Origin of the sequence: Streptomyces chartreusis (assembly GCF_008704715.1) — a bacterium.
In the GTDB taxonomy this organism is placed as follows: Bacteria; Actinomycetota; Actinomycetes; order Streptomycetales; family Streptomycetaceae; genus Streptomyces; species Streptomyces chartreusis.
Genome location: NZ_CP023689.1, coordinates 557763 through 576664, shown reverse-complemented (window position 1 = coordinate 576664; position 18902 = coordinate 557763). Strand labels below are relative to the sequence as shown.

Here is an 18902-nt window from a genome sequence, read left to right as displayed (position 1 = left end):
GACCACGTGTCTGGGGCCGCCATAGCACCCGTTCGTCGCCCGCGAAGCGCTCTGGCAGAATTCGCACTTCAGTGTGCGTCGGCGCCTAGACTCGACAGCCGTGCCCATATGCACACAAGGGCCACGACATGAAAGGCGCGTTGACGGGTGTTTCAGGATTCCCCCATTTACGACCGGCTGATCGCGGAACGCGGCGACATCCCCACCCAGGTGCGCAGGGAGGCCGAACGCGTCAGCCGGGACCTGCAGTTCGTGATGCAGCCGGGACCGCCGCTCGGTCACGCGCCGGCTCCCGTACGTCAGACGCCCCCGGCCCCGACCTGGCAGCGCAGCGCCCTGCCGCCCGGGCCGCACGCCGGCTGAGCCGGATCAGACGACCCTCGCGCTCGCGCCGTTGACGTGCGACTCCGGCCCCGCCACCGGCTGGGCCAGCCACTCGGCGATGGTGCGGGCGATCGGCTGGCCGGTGTCGACCTCGACGAAGCCGAACTGGCCCGACTGATTGCACTCCAGGAACCACCACACCCCGTCGGCGTCCTCGACGAAGTCGAAGGCGCCGTAGGACAGTTCGGCACCCTCCATATAGGCGAGGACCGCCTCGGCGACGCGCGGTGCGACATCGACGGCCTCCCACGGCGCGTCCGACGCCGCGAACCGGACGTCCACCTCGGCCTCCGTCCCGGTCGTCTTACGCGCGGCCAGCAACCGGTCGCCTATCACGGTGAGACGGATGTCGGCCCGCTTGGCCACGCGCCGTTGCAGCAGGGTCGGTCCGAACGCGACGGCGGAGAAGTCCGTGTCCGGGGCGACTCTGCTGGTCGGCACGGCGCGGGGCGGGTCCTGCGGATGCGCACCCGACACCGGCTTGACCACGAGGTCCGGGTAGCGGGCGGCGAACTCGCGGGCGGCCTGCGGGAACGTCGTTATCAAGGTCGCCGGGACGGGCAGTCCGCACCGCTGGGCCAGCCGTAGTTGCCAGGGTTTGTGACGGGCCCGGCGGGCCGCGTCCGGATGGTTCATCCAGCGGGCCTCACTGCCGCGCAGCATGCCGTACAGCGCCTGCCCGGCCTCCTCCGTCAACCAGGTCGAGGGGCTTGCCGCCCGCTGCGCAGCGGCTCCCGGCCTGCGCAGCCAGACCGAGCGCAGCCCGGCGATGCTCACCAGGCGCCCCGCGGCCCAGAGATGGCCGCGGAACGCGCCGTGCACGAACTCGCCCGACAGGGACACCCCGTCGGTCAGGTCGGCGGGATCGAGCCGGAACACCGGAACGCCGGACGCGTTCAGATGCACCACCACCATGTCCGCCGTCACGTCTTCTTCGCTCGTCAGAATCAAGACGGTCATATTCGCCGGCCTGTGTTCAGTCGTCGAAGTGAGTCTTGGAGCCCGCTGTGGACGTCGTGGTGCCCAACTCCCGCATCAAGGCGTGATCACGGGCGGCTATGCGGCCGTCACGGAGCACGTTCAACTGCAAACCGGAGTCGTAGACGTACGGAGTGGTGACCTCCAACTCCGCGGCCGGCCGTGCATAGTTGAGCGCGAACGGTTGCATCGTCTCTCCCTTACAGGTGCTGCTCCGATCGAGCCTGGCCACCCGGCGGCGGCCCTCGGTCACCGACGCCTTTTGGTTTCCACTTACTTAAACGAATCGAACGAGTGATTGGTTTCCTTACTTTCTGTAATCAACGGCGTCCGGCGGTCCCGCTTCGGGAGAACGGCGCAGGGTACGCAGTGCCAGCAAGAGCACGCCGATGTCGTCCAGATACACCGGATCGGGCACCAGATCGGCCGGCAGCACGAAGTAGAGGACGGCACCCCAGAACACCCACCGCGGCCCGGTAGGCAGCCCGGATCGCCGCAGCAGGCGCCGCGTCCGCACGAGCCGCACCAGCACCCCGACGGCCACGGCGAGCACGACGGCCGCGAGGGCCACGGCGGCGACGATCACCGCGGTGGTCGACTCCACTGACCCTCCTCCTGCCGGTGCCGCACGTCACACGCACTGCTAATCGGATGCCCGCTCCGGTCGCGCACATTGCATGACGACGGTCACCCGGCCGCATCGCATCACCCGTCAGGACGGAAGACGCACAAACGAGGCGGTCACCTGCCTCCCCCGCCCCGCCCGCGCACCGAATACCACCCGCATGACGCAGTAGCCGGGCCCCACGAAAGCGCCGCATCCCCCGTACGTCGCAGCGCCCTGCTCAAAGCCGACCCAGGGGCGCGGGGAACTGCGCGACCAGCCACCGACGACCGGCTGCCGTTACCGGTCCGAAGTCTCCCGCTGGGCCACGACGGTCTCGGGCTCCTGCTCGACGACGGTGTCAGGAGCGGCCTTGCGGGGCCGGGTCGAGCTCTTGAGGCGTTCGAAGGTGCGGGTCAGTTGTTGGAGGGGCGAGGGTGCCGCGACAGCGGCCGGCTGCGGCTGCCGTTCGGGTGCGGCGTCGGCGGACTCCCGGAACGCGGCCAGCGCCGCGTGCGCCTGCTCGGCGGCCTCGCGGTACAGGTCGCGGGACTTCGTCATCGCGTCCAGGGCCTCCGCGTACATCGCCACGAGCTTGCGCTCGCGCGTGAGCTCCTCCTCGAGGGTCAGCAGCCGCCAGTCGTCGCGCAGGGCGGTGAGGGCCTCCTGGGCGTCCTCGGGCAGGGGTCGCGGCAGCGCGGCGAAGCGTGTCACGGCGTGGATGAGTTCGGCCGGCTCCGAGCCGTCGAGGAAGACGCTGCGCACGGCGAAGGCGTCGGCGTCGTAGTCGTCCGGCGCCGGAGCGCCGGGCAGCACCACGGCGCCGCCGCGCGGCACCTGCAAACCGAGGTCCCGCAGGGCCCAGTTCACGACGCGCAGCTGGCTGGGCGCGGCGCGGTGCTCGACGACCCGGTGCCGCAGGCTCGGCGGCAGCATCCCGGCGAGCGGCACCTGTCCGCGCTGGTCGGTGGTCATGGCCTCGTGGACGACGACATGGATGCTCCAGCCGTCCCGGGCGGCGTCCCGCAGTATGCGCCGTACGGCCTTGTCGTCCGGGTCGAGGGGGTTGATCTCGCGCAGTCGCAGGCCCGTGACCGGGTCGTGGTCCCAGGTCGCGTCCGGCTCCTGCGGCCAGAACATCGCGGCCGGAGAGGGCCAACGGGGATCCCACGGAGCCTCGGCCTCGGCGACCAGCACCCACTCCTGGCCGCTGCCCGAGTCGCGCCGGACGGTCAGCCGGGCCCGTACGGTCAGGGAGCCGGCGACCCGCCATCGGGCCTCGAAGATCCAGTCCTGGGCGGCCTCGTCCTCGGGCAGTTCCAGGAAGTCGTCGATGGTGCGGTTGTCCTTGAGCTGCCGCAGTGCGGTGCGGACCGCGTCCTGAGCTGCGGGGCCCGGGTGGCGGCCGTGGGCCGACCACACCGTGGGAGGAGTCGTGGGACGGGTGCTGGAGGAACTGGGCATGGGTCCATCTATGGGCGGGGGCGCGTGCTTCTTACAAGTATCGTCGTCGCAGATGACTGCCCACTCGCCGGGGTCCGCACACGGGGTGTGCGTGATCCGCACCCGCCGATGGCCTTTCACCCGTGGCCCGCGCCCCGTCCCGTCATGACAATGACTCGTTGAGCGGGACCCGCCCACCATCCGCATTGGGGCGGGTCCCGCTCATCCGCCACGTCCGCTCAGTTGTGGTACGTGATGTAGCCGTTGCCGTCCCGGTCGTTCTGGGACTTGGTGTAGGCGTGCGAGTCCGCCCCGGCGCCCGAGGGCTTGTAGAGGTAGATCGTGTCCTTGTCGTTGTTCCACATGAAGTTGCAGTTGTCGCGGTAGACGACGTTCTTCGTGTCGGAGTCGGTGCCGTTGCCGCCGCGCAGCTTCACGTAGTCGCCGGGCTGGAGGTAGTGGTTCGCCGTGAACGTGAACCTGTTGCCGGCCTTGTCCTTCACGACGTAGCCCTTGAGGTTGACCGTCGTGCCCGACGAGTAGTTCTTGATCGTCAGGTATTCCTCGTCGGTGTTGCCGGTGCGGCAGCTGTTGGAGTCGCTGCCGGGCGCGTCGTACTGGATGCCGCGGACCTTCAGCGCGGACGAGTACTCGGTGGCCTGTGCGGGTGCGGCGGCGAGTGCGGCGAGGGTGCCGGTGGCGAGCGCGGTCGTGACGAACATGCGTATGCGCATGGAGAAACATCCCCCCTGTGTGGAACTTCTGTGAAGATCAGGATTTTAACCAGGCGATACGGGTGCTACGTCGATTTCACCGAAATGCGGGACGCGGGTGCGTCAGTGCGGGTAGGCCCGCGGTGGCCGCTGACGGGGGAGCTCGTCGCGGAAGTCCGAGATGACCGAACTGATCTGGCGCATGAGCGCGGTGTTCTCGAGCCGGTCGAGATACAGGTTGTGCCGGGCCAGCGCGGGCGCGTCGACGCAGAAGTACAGGGCCATGAGCGGATTGACGAACAGTTCGCCGCCCTTGGTCCGCTCGGTGAACCGGACGTCGCCGAACTCGCCGCGCACCGCTGCGGCGACGGACCCCTGGACGATGCTCGGATGGTCCGGCGTGCACCGCTGGGCGTGCGCCACCGCGTCGAGGTACAGGCGCCCCTCATGGCTGTCGCGCGGCAGCGAGAACGCGCCGAGGTAGCCGCCCTCGCGGTCCAGTGCGGCGAGATTCTCCAGCACCAGCGAGTGGTTGACCCCGTGATAGGCGTCCACCCCGAACCCCAGGCACGCCACCAGCCGTACGGCGACCTCGTCGAGCCCGGCCACGGCCGCCAGGCTCGCCATGTCCTCCTCCGGCGTGCCCAGCCCGTTCTCGTCGCCGCGCATGAGGATGTCGGTACCGCCGTCCACCAGGACGACGGCGTCCACCCCGCCCAGATGCGCCAGAAGCGTGCGGTAGGCGTCCCGGAGCGGCCGCACGCCCGTGCGGGGGAAGGCGTACACCGTGTCGGGCAGGTCCTGCCCGGCCAGCCAGCGGGCGAGCGTCCGCTCGGGGAAGTAGTCGCCGCGCGCGGCGGTGTCCGGGCGTATCGCCGCGACGTCGTGGTCCACCCACGTGTCGAGGTCCAGCCCGTAGAGGTCGGAGAAGGACAGGTTGGCCAGGTGGACGTCCTTGCCGGCCGCGCGCAGGGCGAGGGCCAGGGGCAGTCCGGCGTACACGTCGAAACCGCCGCCCGCGCCGGCGATGAGCACCCGCCGCGCGTCGCGCAGCCGGGTCAGGAAAGGGGGCTCCAGGAGTGAGAACACCGGGGGACGCTAACAGGCGGAGATCATCGGGGAGAGGAAAATACAGGGAGGGCCGAAGGTGTGAACCTCCGGCCCTCCCGGTCGATGCCGGTCGGCGGGTTACGCGCCGCTCTCGCGGAGCATGTCCTCGCGCTCGACGAGCTTCACGCGCTCACGGCCCTGCGGCTCGCCCAGCGCCTTCTCGGCGGCGTCGAGCTTGTACCAGCCCTCCCACGTGGTGAACCGCACGTTCCGCTCGGCCAGGAAGGCGTCCACGGCCTCCGGCTCGGGCGAGGACGGCGTCTGGAGACGGCCGCCCGCGAAGTCGGCCAGCAGGTTCGACACCGTCTCGTTGGCGTCGCCCTTGGTGTGCCCGATGAGGCCCACCGGACCGCGCCGGATCCAGCCGGTGACGTACGTCGACTGAAGGTGCTCGCCGGACTCCTGTATCACCCGGCCGCCCTCGTCCGGGACCGTGCCCGACTCGATGTCCCAGGGCAGCTTGGGGAGTTTGTCGGAGAGGTAGCCGACGGCGCGGTAGATCGCGGTGACGTCCCAGTCCTTGAACTCGCCGGTGCCCTTGACGTTGCCGGTGCCGTCGAGGGTGGTGCGCTCGGTGCGCAGGCCGACGACCTTGCCGTCCTCGCCGAGGACCTCCGAGGGCGACTCGAAGAAGTGCAGGAACAGCTTGTGCGGGCGGTCGCCGACGTCGCGGATCGCCCAGTTCTCCAGGGTCTTGGCGACCATGTCGGCCTGCTTGTTGCCGCGCCGGGTCTCGATCGAGCCCGCGTCGTAGTCGATGTCCTCGGGGTCGACGATGACCTCGATGTTGGGGGAGTGGTCCAGCTCCCGCAGCTCCATCGGGGAGAACTTCGCCTGTGCCGGGCCGCGGCGGCCGAACACGTGGATCTCCAGCGCCTTGTTGGCCTTCAGGCCGTCGTGGACGTTCGGCGGGATCTCGGTCGGGAGCAGCTCGTCCGCCGTCTTGGCCAGGATGCGGGCCACGTCCAGCGCGACGTTGCCGACGCCGAGCACGGCGACCTTCTCCGCCTCCAGCGGCCAGGTGCGCGGCACGTCCGGGTGGCCGTCGTACCAGGAGACGAAGTCCGCCGCGCCGTACGAGCCGTCGAGGTCGATGCCCGGGATCGGCAGCGCACGGTCGGCCGTCGCGCCGGTCGAGAAGATCACGGCGTCGTAGAACGCGCGCAGGTCGTCCAGGCTCAGGTCCCCCGGGTAGTCGACGTTGCCGAAGAGACGGATCTGCGGCTTGTCGAGCACCTGGTGGAGGGCCGTGATGATGCCCTTGATGCGGGGGTGGTCGGGGGCGACGCCGTAACGGATCAGTCCGAACGGCGCGGGCATGCGCTCGAACAGGTCGATGGAAACGCCGGGCTCGGCGGCCACCTCGGACTTGAGCAACGCGTCGGCGGCGTAGATCCCGGCGGGGCCGGCTCCGACGATGGCTACCCGCAGGGGGCGGGGCATGATCAGGTTCCCTTCGAGCGGCGATAGATCGACTCGACGGGAAGCCTAAACTAAGGCAAGCCTAAGTCGGTACGCGGGTCCGACCTATGAGCTCATAAATCAATTCTATGACCAGAGGATGTGGAACTCGAACACGGGCATCGGCCAACAGCTGTCGACCACGCCCGCGACCTCGAGGGAAATCCATGAACCTGGAAGGCGAGCAGTGACCGCTGCGACAGGCGTCGGAGTCCACGCCGTGCCCGGCCCGCACGACGACCCCGACTCCGACGCCTCGGCCATCGAGCGGTCCTGGGCCGACCCCGACGTGTTCGCGGTGCTCTTCAACCGCTACGCCGACGACATCCACCGGTACGTCGCCAGGCGGCTGGGCACCGAGGTCGCCGACGACCTGATGGCCGAGACCTTCGTGATCGCCTTCCAGCAGCGCCGCCGCTACGACCTCGCGCGCACCCACGCACGCCCGTGGCTGTACGGCATCGTCACCAACCTGGTCGGCCAGCACCGGCGCGCGGAGGCGCGGCGCCTCAAGGCGCTCTCCCGCGTCGCCGGCACCGCCCCGGCGGAGGGCGAGCCGCTGGAGGACCGGGTGGCCGCCCGCGTCAGTGCCGAGGGCTCCCGTGCCCGGCTGGCGGGCGCCCTCGCGGCGCTGCCGGCCCGCAACCGGGACGTGCTGCTGCTGATCGCCTGGGGCGACCTCGACTACACGGAGGCCGCCGAGGCCCTCGGCGTCCCGGTCGGAACCGTGCGTTCGCGACTGCACCGGGCGCGCACCGGCCTGCGCCGGGCGCTGGGCGGGTCGGATCCCGCAGCCCTTCACGAGGAGACCGAGGAGACCGATCGTGGATGACCTCACCGTGGTGCGCGACCTTGCGGCCGATGTACCTCCGCCCACCGACGACGCCCGCTCCGCCGCCCGCGCCCGACTGCGGCACGCCATCGTCCAGGAAGGGCGTCCGCGCCCGCTGTCCCGGCGGCTGATGCTCCGTGTCGCCGTCGCCGGGACGGCCGGGGCGGCGGTCGCGGGAGGCGCCGTGTACGCGACCCGGGGCGAGCGGGGAACGGACAGCCCGCGGATGACCGAGCTGAGCGCCGCGCAGCTGCTGCACCGCGCCGCGGACCGGTCCCGGGCCGAAGGCGTGCGGCTGCCGGTCCCGCGCAACGACCAGTACGTGTACACCAGGAACTTCATCACCCGGACCTATGCGGAGGGCGGGAAGAGGAAGACCTGGACGGACGAGAGCTGGATCTCCGTGGACGGGTCCAGGCCGTCCCGTCGCGAGGAGTACGGCAAGGTTCACGACGACCCGCCGCTCGGTGAGCACGAGGTGGCGTGGCCGCCGACCGAGTACGCGAAGCTCGCGAAGTGGCCGACGGACCCCGCGGAGCTGCTGAAGGTGCTGAGGATGGGGCGCCCCGGAGCCGACCTCGAGGCCTTCGGGAACGCGTGCCAGTTCTTCGTGGTGCCGCGGGTCATGCCGCCCGGTCTGGAGGCCGCCGTCTTCGAGGCCGTGGCGAGGATCCCCGGTATCCGGACCGACCACGAGGCGGTCGACGGGCTCGGCCGCCCGGGGGTCGCGGTGACCTACCCCGAGCTCACCTACTCGTTCATCTTCGACCCGCGGACCTACGCCTACCTGGGCCTGCGGCTGACGGGCAGCAACCGGGGCCGCGACAAGTACCGCGAGATGCGCAGCCGGGCGGACATCGCCGTCGTGGACAGCATCGGGCAGCGCCCCTAGGCCGCGGCGGGGCGGGTGGGTTGCCGTACGGACGGGGGTCGTACGGCAACCCGGGTCCCGGTCAGTCGATGTGGAAGCTGTCCCCGTACACCTTCCAGTTCAGCGGTGTGTTGAGGTCGAGGTTGCCCGCCCGCAGGAAGACCCGCTGGGCCGTGTCGACCCGGCTGGTGTCGCTGTGGGCCTCCTCCTGCTTCATGGCCCACACCCGCGCGTCCAGGAAGGCGTTGAGGTACGTGACCTCGTCACCGCCCTGGGCCGGCGGCCGGGCCCGGTTCAGGGCGCGCTTGCGGATGTTGCGGAAGCTGGTCGGGTCCGAGCCGTCGCCGTGCATGACGATGGCGTCGTAGTACGCGAACTGGCCGAGCACGCGCAGTCCGTCGGTCTTGCCCTGCTGCACGGCCGGGTTGAAGTACACACGGTCGCGCTCGTCGTTCTGCGCCTGCTTGAACGCCTGGTCCTGCGCGGCCCGGCCCCAGTCGCGCGGGTAGTTCGGGTCGAGGCCGTCGTGCGAGTCGGTGCCGTCGACCCGGCGCAGGGCCGGCAGGTACGAGGCGAGGACGTTGCCGGGGCGGCGGCCGGTGTACAGCTCCACGAGGTCGAGCATGTCGCCCGTGCCGGAGCAGAAGCCGATGATGCCCGCGGTGTAGCCGCGGCCGTCGCCGATGTCCTCGATGTACTTGTACTGCGCCTTCCAGTCGAGCGAGGAGTTCTCCGCGCTCGACACCAGCTTCATGGCGATCTCCTTCTTCGCCGGGTCGTCGAGTCCCACCGCGGCGCTCTGCGCGGCGGCACGGGGGGTGCTCAGGAGTGGGGCTGACGCGAGTGACGCGCCTATCAGGGTGAGAAGCGTGCGGCGCGACGTGTGCGTGGGGTGTTTCACGGCGTCTCCAATGGGAGGTGGGGGGTGGGGAGTTGGCCGTTCCTGTCACTGATAGGAAGGTTTCCTATCAGAAGCTGGGCGCGCAGGGCACCGGTCGCGTCGAAGGTTCGTACCTATCTACAAGCCGCCGCGGCGGCTCCGCCGGTCACGGCAGGAGCTGCGCCCCCGGCTGCGGCAGGGACTGTTCCGCCCAGATCACCTTGCCCGCCGGCAGATAGCGAGTGCCCCAGCGCTCGGCGAGCTGCGCGACCAGGAACAGGCCACGCCCGCCCTCGTCCGTCATGGCGGCGTAGCGCAGATGCGGCGAGGTGCTGCTGGCGTCGAAGACCTCGCAGATCAGACTCCGGTCGCGCAGCATGCGCACCCGGATCGGGTCACCGCCGTACCGGATGGCGTTGGTGACCAGCTCGCTCAGCATCAGCTCCGTGGCGAACGACAGCTCCTCGAGCCCCCAGCGCTCCAGCGTCTCCGTCACGGCGGAGCGGACCTGGCCCACGGCCGCCGGGTCCGGCGGCACGTCCCACTCGGCGACCATGTCGGATCCGAGCGCGCGCGTACGCGCCACGATCAGCGCGATGTCGTCGCTCTGGCGCCCCGCGAGCCGGGCCTCCAGGACGGCCTGGCAGGTCTCCTCCGGCGTGCGGCCGGTCCCGGTCAGCGCCACGCGCAGCTGCTCCAGGCCCTCGTCGATGTCGTGGTCCCGGTCCTCCACCAGCCCGTCGGTGTACAGCACGAGCCGGCTGTCCTCCGCGAGCTCCAGCTCGGCCATCTCGAACGGCAGCCCGCCCAGGCCCAGCGGGGGACCGGCGGGTACGTCCGGGAACTCCACGGTGCCGTCCGGCCGGACCAGGGCCGGCGGCGGGTGCCCTGCGCGGGCGATCGTGCACCGCCGGGACACCGGGTCGTAGATCGCGTACAGACAGGTCGCGCCGGTCACCGCGGCGGTGTCGCCCTCCTGGGCCTCGTCCTGGTCGATCCGCGCGACCAGCTCGTCCAGGAGCCCGAGCAGCTCGTCGGGCGGCAGGTCCAGGGCGGAGAAGTTGTGCACGGCGGTGCGCAGCCGTCCCATGGTGGCCGCCGCGTGCAGCCCGTGGCCCACGACGTCCCCGACCACCAGCGCCACCCGGGCGCCGGACAGCGGCAGTACGTCGAACCAGTCGCCGCCCACTCCGGCCTGCGCCGGCAGATACCGGTAGGCGATGTCCAGGGCGTTCTGCTCGGGCAGGCTGCGCGGCAGCAGGCTGCGCTGGAGCGTGACCGCCATGCTGTGCTCGCGCGTGTACCGGCGGGCGTTGTCGATGGACACCGCCGCCCGCGCCACCAGTTCCTCGGCGAGCGCCACCTCGTCGGTGTCGAACGGCTCGCCCTTCTGCGACCGCCAGAAGCTCACCACGCCCAGCAGCAGCGACCCCGCCCGCAGCGGCACCGCGATCAGCGAGTGGATGCCGAACTCCACCACCTGCGCCGAGCGCTCCAGGTCCTGGGCACGCCAGCCCGGCGCCTCGTGCAGCAGCGGCTCGATGACGGCGTGCCCGCCGCTCAGGGCCCGGGCCTGCGGCGAGGAGTCGACGAACCGGATCTGCTGGCCCACCGGGTACAGCGGCGCGTCCTTGCGTATCCCGCTGCACGCGGTGCGGCGCAGCCTGGTCACCGCCTCCGGCTGCCCGCCGCCCAGCACCACGTCGAACAGGTCTACGGTGGCGAAGTCCGCGAACCGGGGGACCGCCAGCTCCGCCAGTTCCTCGGCGGTGCGGGTGACGTCCAGGCTGGTGCCGATGCCCACGCCGGCGTCGTACAGCATGTTCAGGCGCTCGCGGGCCTCCTCGGCGCGGCCGGACAGGGCCCGCAGCTCCGTGGAGTCGCGCACCGTGGCGACGCTGCCGGAGGGGCGGCCCCTGAGGTGGGTGGGGCGCTGGTTGACGGCCAGGAGGCGGTCCTTGACCAGGTGCACCTCGTCCGTGGCCATCCGGCCGGAGTCCAGCAGCTCGGCCGTGTCGGCGGCGAGCCCGAGGTCGAGCACCTTGCGTCCCTCGGCGTCCTCGGGCAGGTCGAGCAGGCGGTGCGCCTCGTCGTTGGCCAGGAGCAGCCGGCCCTCGTCGCCGACGATCACCACGCCCTCGCGCACGGCGTGCAGAACCGCGTCGTGGTGCTCGTACATCCGGGTCATCTCGTCCGGCCCGAGGCCGTGCGTCTGCCGCAGCAGCCGTCTGCTGACGAGGGCCGTGCCGGCCGTGGACAGGGCGAGCGCTGCCGCCGCGGCGATCAGGACGAGCGGCAGCTGCCGGTCCGCCGTACCGCCCACGGTGTCCGTCGTGATCCCCGCCGACACCAGACCGACCACCTTCCCGCCGGGATCCTTGATCGGGACCACGGCCTGCACCAGCGGGCCGATGGTGCCGGTGATCTGCTCGGTCACCACCCTGCCTTCGAGCGCGGGCTGCAGGTTCCCGACGAAGTGCTTGCCGATCCGGTCCGGCTTGGGGTGGGTGTAGCGGATGCCTTCGGTGTTCATGACGACGATGAAGTCCACGCCGGTGGCCTTGCGGGCCGCCTCGGCCTTCGGCTGGAGCACGGCCGTGGGATCGGGGCTGCTCAGCGCCTCCCGGGTGCCCGGCGCGTTCGCGAACGCCTCGGCCACCGCGACGGAGCGGTTGCGGGCCTCCTGCGTGGTGTCGTACCGCACCTGGAGCACCAGGGCCACGACCGCGGCCACGACCAGCAGCAGCACGATCACGACCTGGAGCAGGAACACCTGTCCGGCGACACTGCGCCCGCCGACGCCGGACCGCAGCCGCCCGAACAGGCCCTTGCGCTGCTCCTGGGCGCCGGGGTCGAACGGCATTCCCCGCTCGGGCACCACCGTGCCGCGGTCCGGCGCACCCCGGGTGCGCGGACCGCTGGGACGACGTGCCGACCGGGCCCCGGATCGACCCGATAGTCGGACCATGTGCCCATGTCTACACTGCATGGCCTTCAGAGGCGAGAGAGGTCACGGACCGTGACAGGCGCTGTTTGCGCTTCCGCCCCGCGATCACCGTGAAGATCCACCGAAACCGGGCAACTCCCGCCCCCGCCACAGCAGTACGTGGTTCACGGCACCGGAATCCGGAGGCCCGTCACTCACTTCCGGCGCAGTGGCGTGGCGCGCCGGGTGGCGAGCAGCAGCGCGATGTCGTCGGGGCGGTCCGTCATGTGCCGGGCCGTCGCGGTGAGCCGGTCGGCCAGGCTCGCCAGGGTGCGGCCGCCCGGGCGGGCACCGGGGCCGCCGGCCCTGGCCAGGGCGACCCGCAGCGCGCTGATGCCGTCGTCGATGTCGACGCCGGGCCGCTCGACCATCCCGTCCGTGTACAGCGCAAGCACCGCACCGGGGTCCATCCGCAGCTCCGCCACCGGGTACTGCGCCTGCGGGTCCACGCCGAGCACGACCCCGCCCGGCAGGTCCAGGAGCTGGGTGCGCCCGTCGGGGCGGCGCAGCAGCGGGCGCGGGTGCCCGGCGACGGCCGCCTGCGCGACGCCGGTCGACGGGTCCAGCCGGATGTAGCAGCAGCTCGCGAACAGTCCGGCGTCCAGGTCGATGAGCAGGTGGTTGGTGCCGCTCATGACCTCGTCCGGCGGCCGGTCGCCGAGCGCGAAGGCGCGTACGGCGCTGCGCAGCTGGCCCATGGTGGCCGCCGCCTGCACGCCGTGCCCCTGGACATCGCCGATGACCAGCGCGATCGCGTCCCCGGCGGACACGACGTCGTACCAGTCGCCGCCCACCTCCATGCCCTGGGTGCCCGGCAGATAGCGGCCTGCGGTCTCCAGCAGCGGGTGCTCCGACAGCCGCCGCGGGAGCAGCGCCTGCTGGAGTCCGCGGGCCAGCGCGGCCTCGCTCTCGTAGCGCTGCGCCTTCTCCAGGGCGTGCGCGATCAGCCCCGCCATGGCGGTGAGCACCGAGCGTTCCTCGCTGCTGAAGCTGCGCGGCCGGTCGAAGCCGAGGATGCAGGAGCCGACGGGACGGCCGGACGCGATCAGCGGCAGGAAGGCGCGGGCGCCCTCCGTCGCGTCCAGCGCGATGCCCGGGTAGGCGTCGGCGAGCTGCTGCATCGAGTCGAAGAACAGTGGGCGCCCGGTGGTCAGCGTCTCCACGCCCGGCAGCCCCTTGTCCAGGCTGACACCGTCGAAGGGGGCGAGGAATCCCTTGGGGAAGCCCGTCTCCCAGGCGAGATAGAGGTGCCGCTCCTGGAGCAGATAGATGGCGAGCCGGCGGCCGCCGAACACCGGCAGCAGCTCCCGCATCACCACGGCGGACACCTGTCGGGGCGTGACGGCCTCCGTCAGCGCGATGGCGAGGACGATCGGGCGGTACAGCGGGGCCAGTGAGGTGGCCCCGGCGGCCTCTTGCGCGCCGTGCGTGCCCAGCAGGTCGGAGGTGGTGTCCGTCGCGCCGTGCCCCGGGCGGATCGTGCAGGTCAGCATGTCCGGGCCGGGGTACACGGACAGCGCGAGCAGCTCCTCGCTGAAGGTGCGGGCGGCGGTCTCGCGCTCGGGGTCGGGCGGTCTGCGGACGTGGAAGTGCACCGGGTCCGGGGACAGCAGAGCGACCCGCAGATGGTCCTCGACGGATGGCTGGTTCAGCCACGGCACGCTCTCCCACAGGGTCCGGCCCAGCAGCTCCCCGCGCGGCCGGCGCAGCAGCTTCGCCGCGTGCGGATTGGCGTAGACGACGGAGCCCAGCCGGTCCAGGCAGAACACTCCGTCCGGCAGCTGATCGGCCGCCACGTCCGCCACCGCGCTCGCCCCCGGGTCGAGGACGACGCCGCGCACGGGCGCCGCCGCGAAGGGCGCCGAGTCCTCGTACGGCCCCCAGACCTCGACCAGCCGCAGCGCGTCGTTGGCCGCGCGGACGTACAGCGGCAGGGCCGGTGGCCGGCCGCCCGCGGCCTCCCGCAGGGCCGCCAGGATCCTGGCCGTGTCACCCGGCGCGACGGCCTGCGCGAACTCCTCGACGGTGGCGTGGGCCTCCCCGGGAGCGGAGCCCAGGACGACGTTCAGCCGTTCCTCGGCGGTCACGACGTTCGTCTCCGGATCCCAGGCGAACCGGCCGAGGTAGCCGGAGGGCCGGCGTCTGGCCGGGGGCCGCACGCACAGGGGGCCGCCGTCCCAGTTCACCGCCGCGGCGTCCCCGTCCTCCAGGGTCCGCAGCGCCGAGCCGAGCTCCTTCGCCAGCTGGGACATGCGCTCGCGCACGGGCAGCAGCTCGGTGGCGTCGCCCGCCGAGGGCCGCAGCACGGTCAGCACGCCGAAGACCGACGATCCGCCGGTGACGGGGACGTAAAGCGATCCGAACTGGAACGGCAGTCCAGCGGCGAACTGCGGATAGCGGCGCATCGTCTCCGTCGCGTTCGGCAGCACCACCTCGACACCGAGGCGGTAGGCGTCCGCCACGGGGAACGGCCGGTCGACGTGCAACCGCCACCACGGCCGGAACAGCGGGCCCGGCAGCCCCTCCAGCACCGCCAGCCTGAGCAGTCCGGGCGTGCCGGAGCGCAGGTAGACCCCTCCCGCGTGCCCGCCGGCCGCGCTGATCGCCTCCGCCGAGGCATCGATCAGCAGCGCCGCAAGCTCGCCGGGCGTCCGCTCTGCGCCCTCGGCGCTCCCAGTCATCGGCCCTACCTCGTCCGTACGCCGTCACGCGCGCGACACAGCAAGAATGCGCCACGAGAGCCCCCGCTCGCACCTGGGGCGACAGAATCCGTCGCACTCGACCCCCGGGACGGACTAGCGCGTACGCCACCGGATCCGGCGCCCAGGGACCGGAAAAGGGCGCCGGACCGGCGGTCGCAGGAGCGTCGACTTCCCGCCACGAGCTCCCGTTGCCGAGCCGGCGGCCGAAACCGTGCGCAGGACCCTGCCGTTGTCCGTGCGGGACCCGAGGCTGTCCGGAAGACTCGGGAACGGGCTCGGCGGGCTCGGTACAGGCAGGAGAGCAGACGCATGGAGTACTACGACCTCGGCACGCACACCCGCTCCGTCACCACGTCCTCCGCGCAGGCCCAGCTCTGGTTCGACCGCGGGCTGGTCTGGACGTACGCCTTCCACCACGAGGAGGCGGTCGCCTGCTTCGAGGCGGCCGCCGCGGCCGACCCCGACTGCGCCATGGCCCACTGGGGCATCGCCTACGCCCTCGGGCCGAACTACAACAAACCCTGGGAGTTCTTCGACGACCAGGACCTCGCGCGCACCGTCGACCGCACCCACGCCGCCGTCGAGCTGGCCCACGAGAAGGCGGCCGACGTCACGCCCGTCGAGCAGGCCCTGATCGCCGCGCTGCGCGCCCGCTATCCACAGGCCAAGGCGGTGAAGGACTGCTCGGTCTGGAACGCCCCGTACGCGGAGAGCATGCGCGCGGTCTACGAGCTCGCCCCCGACGACCTCGACGTCGCCACCCTGTACGCCGACGCCCTGATGAACCTCACGCCCTGGCAGCTGTGGGACCTGAGGACCGGTGAGCCGGCCGAGGGGGCCCGCACCCTGGAGGCCAAGGCGGTGCTCGACCGGGCCCTCGCCCCCGCCGCGGGGCGCGACCACCCGGGCGTGGTCCACATGTACATCCACCTCATGGAGATGTCCCCGACCCCGGAGGCGGCCCTGACGGTCGCCGACCGGCTGCGCGGACTGGTGCCCGACGCCGGGCACCTCAACCACATGCCCTCGCACCTGGAGGTGCTGTGCGGCGACTACCGCCGGGTGGTCTCCGACAACACCGCCGCGATCACGGTCGACGAGAAGTACCACGCGCGGGCCGGGGCGATGAACTTCTACACCCTGTACCGCTCGCACAACTACCACTTCAAGATCTACGGCGCGATGTTCCTCGGCCAGTCCGAGGTCGCCCTCGAGACCGCCGCGCAGCTGGAGGCGTCCATCCCGGAGGACCTGCTGCGGGTGCCGAGCCCGCCCATGGCCGACTGGCTGGAGGGCTTCCTCGCCATGCGCGTCCATGTGCTGATCCGCTTCGGCCGCTGGGACGACATCCTCGCCCTGCCGCTGCCCGCCGACCCGGAGCTCTACTGCACCACGACGGCGATGATCCACTACGCCCGCGGCGTCGCACTCTCCGCCACCCACCGCGTCCCGGAGGCGGAGGCGGAACGCGACCTCTTCCGGGCGGCGGTCGCCCGGGTTCCCGAGACCCGCATGCTGTTCAACAACACCTGCCACGACATCCTCGCCATCGCCTCGGCGATGCTCGACGGTGAGCTGGAGTACCGCAGGGGCCACCACGACGCCGCCTTCGCCGCGCTGGAGCGCTCCATCGAGCTGGACGACAACCTTCCCTACGACGAACCGTGGGGCTGGATGCAGCCCACCCGGCACGCCTACGGCGCGCTCCTGCTCGAACAGGGCCGCGTCGGGGAGGCCGAGGCGGTCTACCGGGCCGACCTCGGACTGGACGGCACCCTCCCGCGCCCCCTCCAGCACCCCGGCAACGTCTGGTCCCTGCACGGCCTGCACGAGTGCCTGCTGCGGCTGGGCCGGACCGGGGAGGCGCAGATGATGGCCCAGCAGCTGCGTCTCGCCGCCGCGCTGGCGGACGTGCCCATCGAGGCGTCCTGCTTCTGCCGGCTCGACACGACCGCCGGAGAGGTCGCTGAGGACGGCTGCTGCGCGGAGTGAGTGAGCGTGCGAAGGGTCAGTGCGCCCCGGGCGTGCGGGGCAGGGGCTGTTCGAACCAGACCACCTTGCCCGTGCTCAGCCTCGTGGCGCCCCAGCGCTGAGCGAGCTGGTCGACGAGGAAGAGCCCCCGGCCGCCCTCGTCGCTCAGCCGGGCGTGCTGCATCCTCGGCACGACCGTGGAGTCGTCGCCCACCTCGCAGCGCAGCACGTCGGTGTGGAGCAGCCGCAGGGTGATCGGCCGGGTGGCGAACCGCACCGCGTTCGCCACCACCTCGCTGACCAGCAGCTCGGTGGTCTCCACCAGGGAGTCGAGCCCCCAGTCGGCGAGCGTGCGGCGGGTCAGCCGGCGGGCCTGCCCGGCGGTCTGCGGGCGAGGCGCCATGTACCAGTAGGCGACGGTCTCCGGCAGGATGCCCTCGAACCGGGCGGCCAGCAGCGCGATGTCGTCGTCGCGTTCCCCGGAGCCCAGCGTGCCGAGGGCCGCGTCGCACAGTTCCTCCAGCGCCGGGGCGGCGGGCCCGCGGGCGGCCGTGCCCAGCCGGGCGCACAGCCGCTCCACCCCGGTCACGACGTCCGAGTCACGGGACTCGACCAGGCCGTCGGTGTACAGCAGCAGCGTCGCCCCGGCCGGCGCGTGCGTCTCGACGGACTGGAAGCCGCCGCTGCCGACGCCGATCGGTGCTCCGGGCGGGGCTTCGAGGACCTCGACGCCGCCGTCGGGACGCAGCAGCACCGGCGGCAGATGGCCCGCGTTGGACACGAGCAGCCGGTGCAGCACCGGGTCGTACAGGGCGTACAGGCAGGTCGCCGTGTGCTCGCTGCCAAGCCGGCCGGCCTGGTCGTCGAGGTGGTGCAGCACCTCGTCCGGGGGCAGGTCCAGCCCGGCCAGGGTCTGCACGCTGGTGCGCAGCTGGCCCATGATCGCCGCCGAGGTCATGGAGTGGCCCATCACATCGCCGATGACCAGGGCGACACGGTTGCCGGGCAGCGGGATGGCGTCGTACCAGTCGCCGCCGACCTGTGCGGTGCCCGAGGACGGCAGGTAGCGGCTGGCCAGGCGGACGCCCGGCGGCTTCGGGAGCGACGGCGGGAGCATCGTGCGCTGCAGGGTGTTCGCGACGGCGGCCTCACGCTCGTACAGCATCGCCTTCTCCAGCCCGAGCGCGGTGTGCGTGGCGAGTTGGGAGGCCACGAGCAGATCGTCGGCGGTGAAGTCCTCCCGGCCGGCCTCGCGGGTGAGGAGGACGCTGCCCAGGGCGTGGCTGCGGCCGTGCAGCGGCGCGAAGATCAGCCGCTGCCCGGGAGGGAGCGCCGGGGGCGTGTCCGGCGTGCCCAGCAGCTCGGCCGCGGCGGAGGCGACGCCCGGGGTGTCGCCCAGCGCCGGCCGCCCGTCCCGGAGCAGTCCGGCGAGCGGGCTGCCGGGCACCGGGCGCACGGTCTCCGCGGCCTGGGGGTCGTCCTGGTCGGCCGGGCCGGGCTCGGGGTCCGGGGCATCGGGGTCCCGGCGTTCGGAGCGGTCGGTGCAGTGCAGTTGCAGGACGTCCGGCTCGGCGGCGGTCTCGTCGCCGACCGGCAGCGGGGCGTAGAGGTGGATGTACGCCCGGTCGGCGAAGGCCGGGACGGCTGCCCGGCACAGTTCCCAGAGGGTCTCGTCGAGGTTCATTCCGCGGGCGATCCGCCGGGTCGCGGCGTCCAGGTAGCGCAGCCGGTCGGTCAGCGGCCCGGCGAGGTCCGGTCCCGGTGCCCCGCCGAGCGGGGCCGGGGGAGGAGCCGGCCCGGACGGGGGCGTCGGATCGGGGCGCTGCGGCCGGTGCGGCGCAGCACGTCCACGCATGCCGGGTTTCTGGTCCCGGATGCCGTCACCACCTCCGAGGTGCTTCGCCATGCCCGTCCTTGTGCCTCCCCTTCCGCTGTGCGGCCCGCCTCTGAGCGGGCGGACCGGAAGT

At 72.1% G+C, this 18902-nt stretch carries 15 protein-coding genes; 4 read left to right on the top strand and 11 right to left on the bottom strand.

The features are described 5' to 3' along the window. Positions 1-147: 147 nt before the first annotated feature. Complete coding sequence (locus tag CP983_RS02405) at positions 148-363, top strand: hypothetical protein (RefSeq protein WP_030967844.1); 216 nt, start codon at positions 148-150, stop codon at positions 361-363. 6 nt (positions 364-369) lie between these two features. Here the strand turns inward: CP983_RS02405 and tgmB are convergent, their stop codons facing one another. The 7 genes from tgmB to CP983_RS02370 all read right to left on the bottom strand — a co-directional run bounded on the left by tgmB (position 370) and on the right by CP983_RS02370 (position 6675). Then, positions 370-1344 carry an ATP-grasp ribosomal peptide maturase gene (tgmB, locus tag CP983_RS02400; protein WP_107910356.1) on the bottom strand — a complete coding sequence of 325 codons (975 nt, stop codon included), beginning with the start codon at positions 1342-1344 and terminating at the stop codon, positions 370-372. Positions 1345-1360: 16 nt separating this feature from the next. Continuing rightward, the gene (tgmA, locus tag CP983_RS02395; RefSeq protein WP_150498330.1) at positions 1361-1552 is read right to left on the bottom strand and encodes a putative ATP-grasp-modified RiPP; all 192 of its coding nucleotides are present in this window, start codon (positions 1550-1552) and stop codon (positions 1361-1363) included. Positions 1553-1669: 117 nt separating this feature from the next. Next, on the bottom strand, positions 1670-1966 hold the full coding sequence (locus CP983_RS02390) for a DUF1232 domain-containing protein (protein WP_030967847.1): 297 nt from the start codon (positions 1964-1966) through the stop codon (positions 1670-1672). A gap of 300 nt (positions 1967-2266) precedes the next feature. Beyond that, positions 2267-3430, bottom strand: a complete 1164-nt coding sequence (locus CP983_RS02385) for a hypothetical protein (RefSeq protein ID WP_229914617.1) — start codon at positions 3428-3430, stop codon at positions 2267-2269. 218 nt (positions 3431-3648) lie between these two features. Then, on the bottom strand, positions 3649-4143 hold the full coding sequence (locus CP983_RS02380; RefSeq protein ID WP_107910359.1) for a lamin tail domain-containing protein: 495 nt from the start codon (positions 4141-4143) through the stop codon (positions 3649-3651). 102 nt (positions 4144-4245) lie between these two features. After that, complete coding sequence (locus CP983_RS02375; protein WP_150498329.1) at positions 4246-5211, bottom strand: DUF1152 domain-containing protein; 966 nt, start codon at positions 5209-5211, stop codon at positions 4246-4248. A gap of 99 nt (positions 5212-5310) precedes the next feature. Next, positions 5311-6675: an FAD-dependent oxidoreductase gene (locus CP983_RS02370; protein ID WP_107910363.1), complete on the bottom strand. Its 1365-nt coding sequence runs from the start codon at positions 6673-6675 to the stop codon at positions 5311-5313. Between the two features lie 205 nt (positions 6676-6880). On the opposite strand from CP983_RS02370, the gene CP983_RS02365 reads away from it, so the two are divergent. Then, a complete protein-coding gene (locus tag CP983_RS02365) occupies positions 6881-7525 on the top strand; it encodes an RNA polymerase sigma factor (RefSeq protein WP_229914616.1) in 645 nt (214 codons plus the stop codon). Next, positions 7518-8417, top strand: coding sequence for a CU044_5270 family protein (locus CP983_RS02360; protein WP_150498327.1), 900 nt, complete (start codon positions 7518-7520; stop codon positions 8415-8417). Before CP983_RS02365 ends, CP983_RS02360 begins: the two co-directional genes overlap by 8 nt. 61 nt (positions 8418-8478) lie before the next feature. Here CP983_RS02360 and CP983_RS02355 read toward each other — a convergent pair whose 3' ends face one another. The 3 genes from CP983_RS02355 to CP983_RS02345 form a co-directional block, all read right to left on the bottom strand. Continuing rightward, positions 8479-9297 carry a chitosanase gene (locus tag CP983_RS02355; RefSeq protein WP_125528917.1) on the bottom strand — a complete coding sequence of 273 codons (819 nt, stop codon included), beginning with the start codon at positions 9295-9297 and terminating at the stop codon, positions 8479-8481. Between the two features lie 145 nt (positions 9298-9442). Beyond that, positions 9443-12139, bottom strand: a complete 2697-nt coding sequence (locus CP983_RS02350; protein WP_373309782.1) for a SpoIIE family protein phosphatase — start codon at positions 12137-12139, stop codon at positions 9443-9445. A gap of 278 nt (positions 12140-12417) precedes the next feature. Next, entirely contained in the window at positions 12418-14943 is a 2526-nt protein-coding gene (locus CP983_RS02345) for a SpoIIE family protein phosphatase (RefSeq protein ID WP_150498325.1), read from the bottom strand. A 330-nt stretch (positions 14944-15273) separates the two neighbouring features. Here CP983_RS02345 and CP983_RS02340 point away from each other — a divergent pair, with 330 nt between their 5' ends. Next, positions 15274-16956, top strand: a complete 1683-nt coding sequence (locus tag CP983_RS02340) for a hypothetical protein (protein ID WP_150498324.1) — start codon at positions 15274-15276, stop codon at positions 16954-16956. 16 nt (positions 16957-16972) lie between these two features. On the opposite strand, the gene CP983_RS02335 is transcribed toward CP983_RS02340, so the two are convergent. Then, positions 16973-18841 carry an ATP-binding SpoIIE family protein phosphatase gene (locus tag CP983_RS02335; protein WP_150498323.1) on the bottom strand — a complete coding sequence of 623 codons (1869 nt, stop codon included), beginning with the start codon at positions 18839-18841 and terminating at the stop codon, positions 16973-16975. Positions 18842-18902 lie beyond the last annotated feature (61 nt).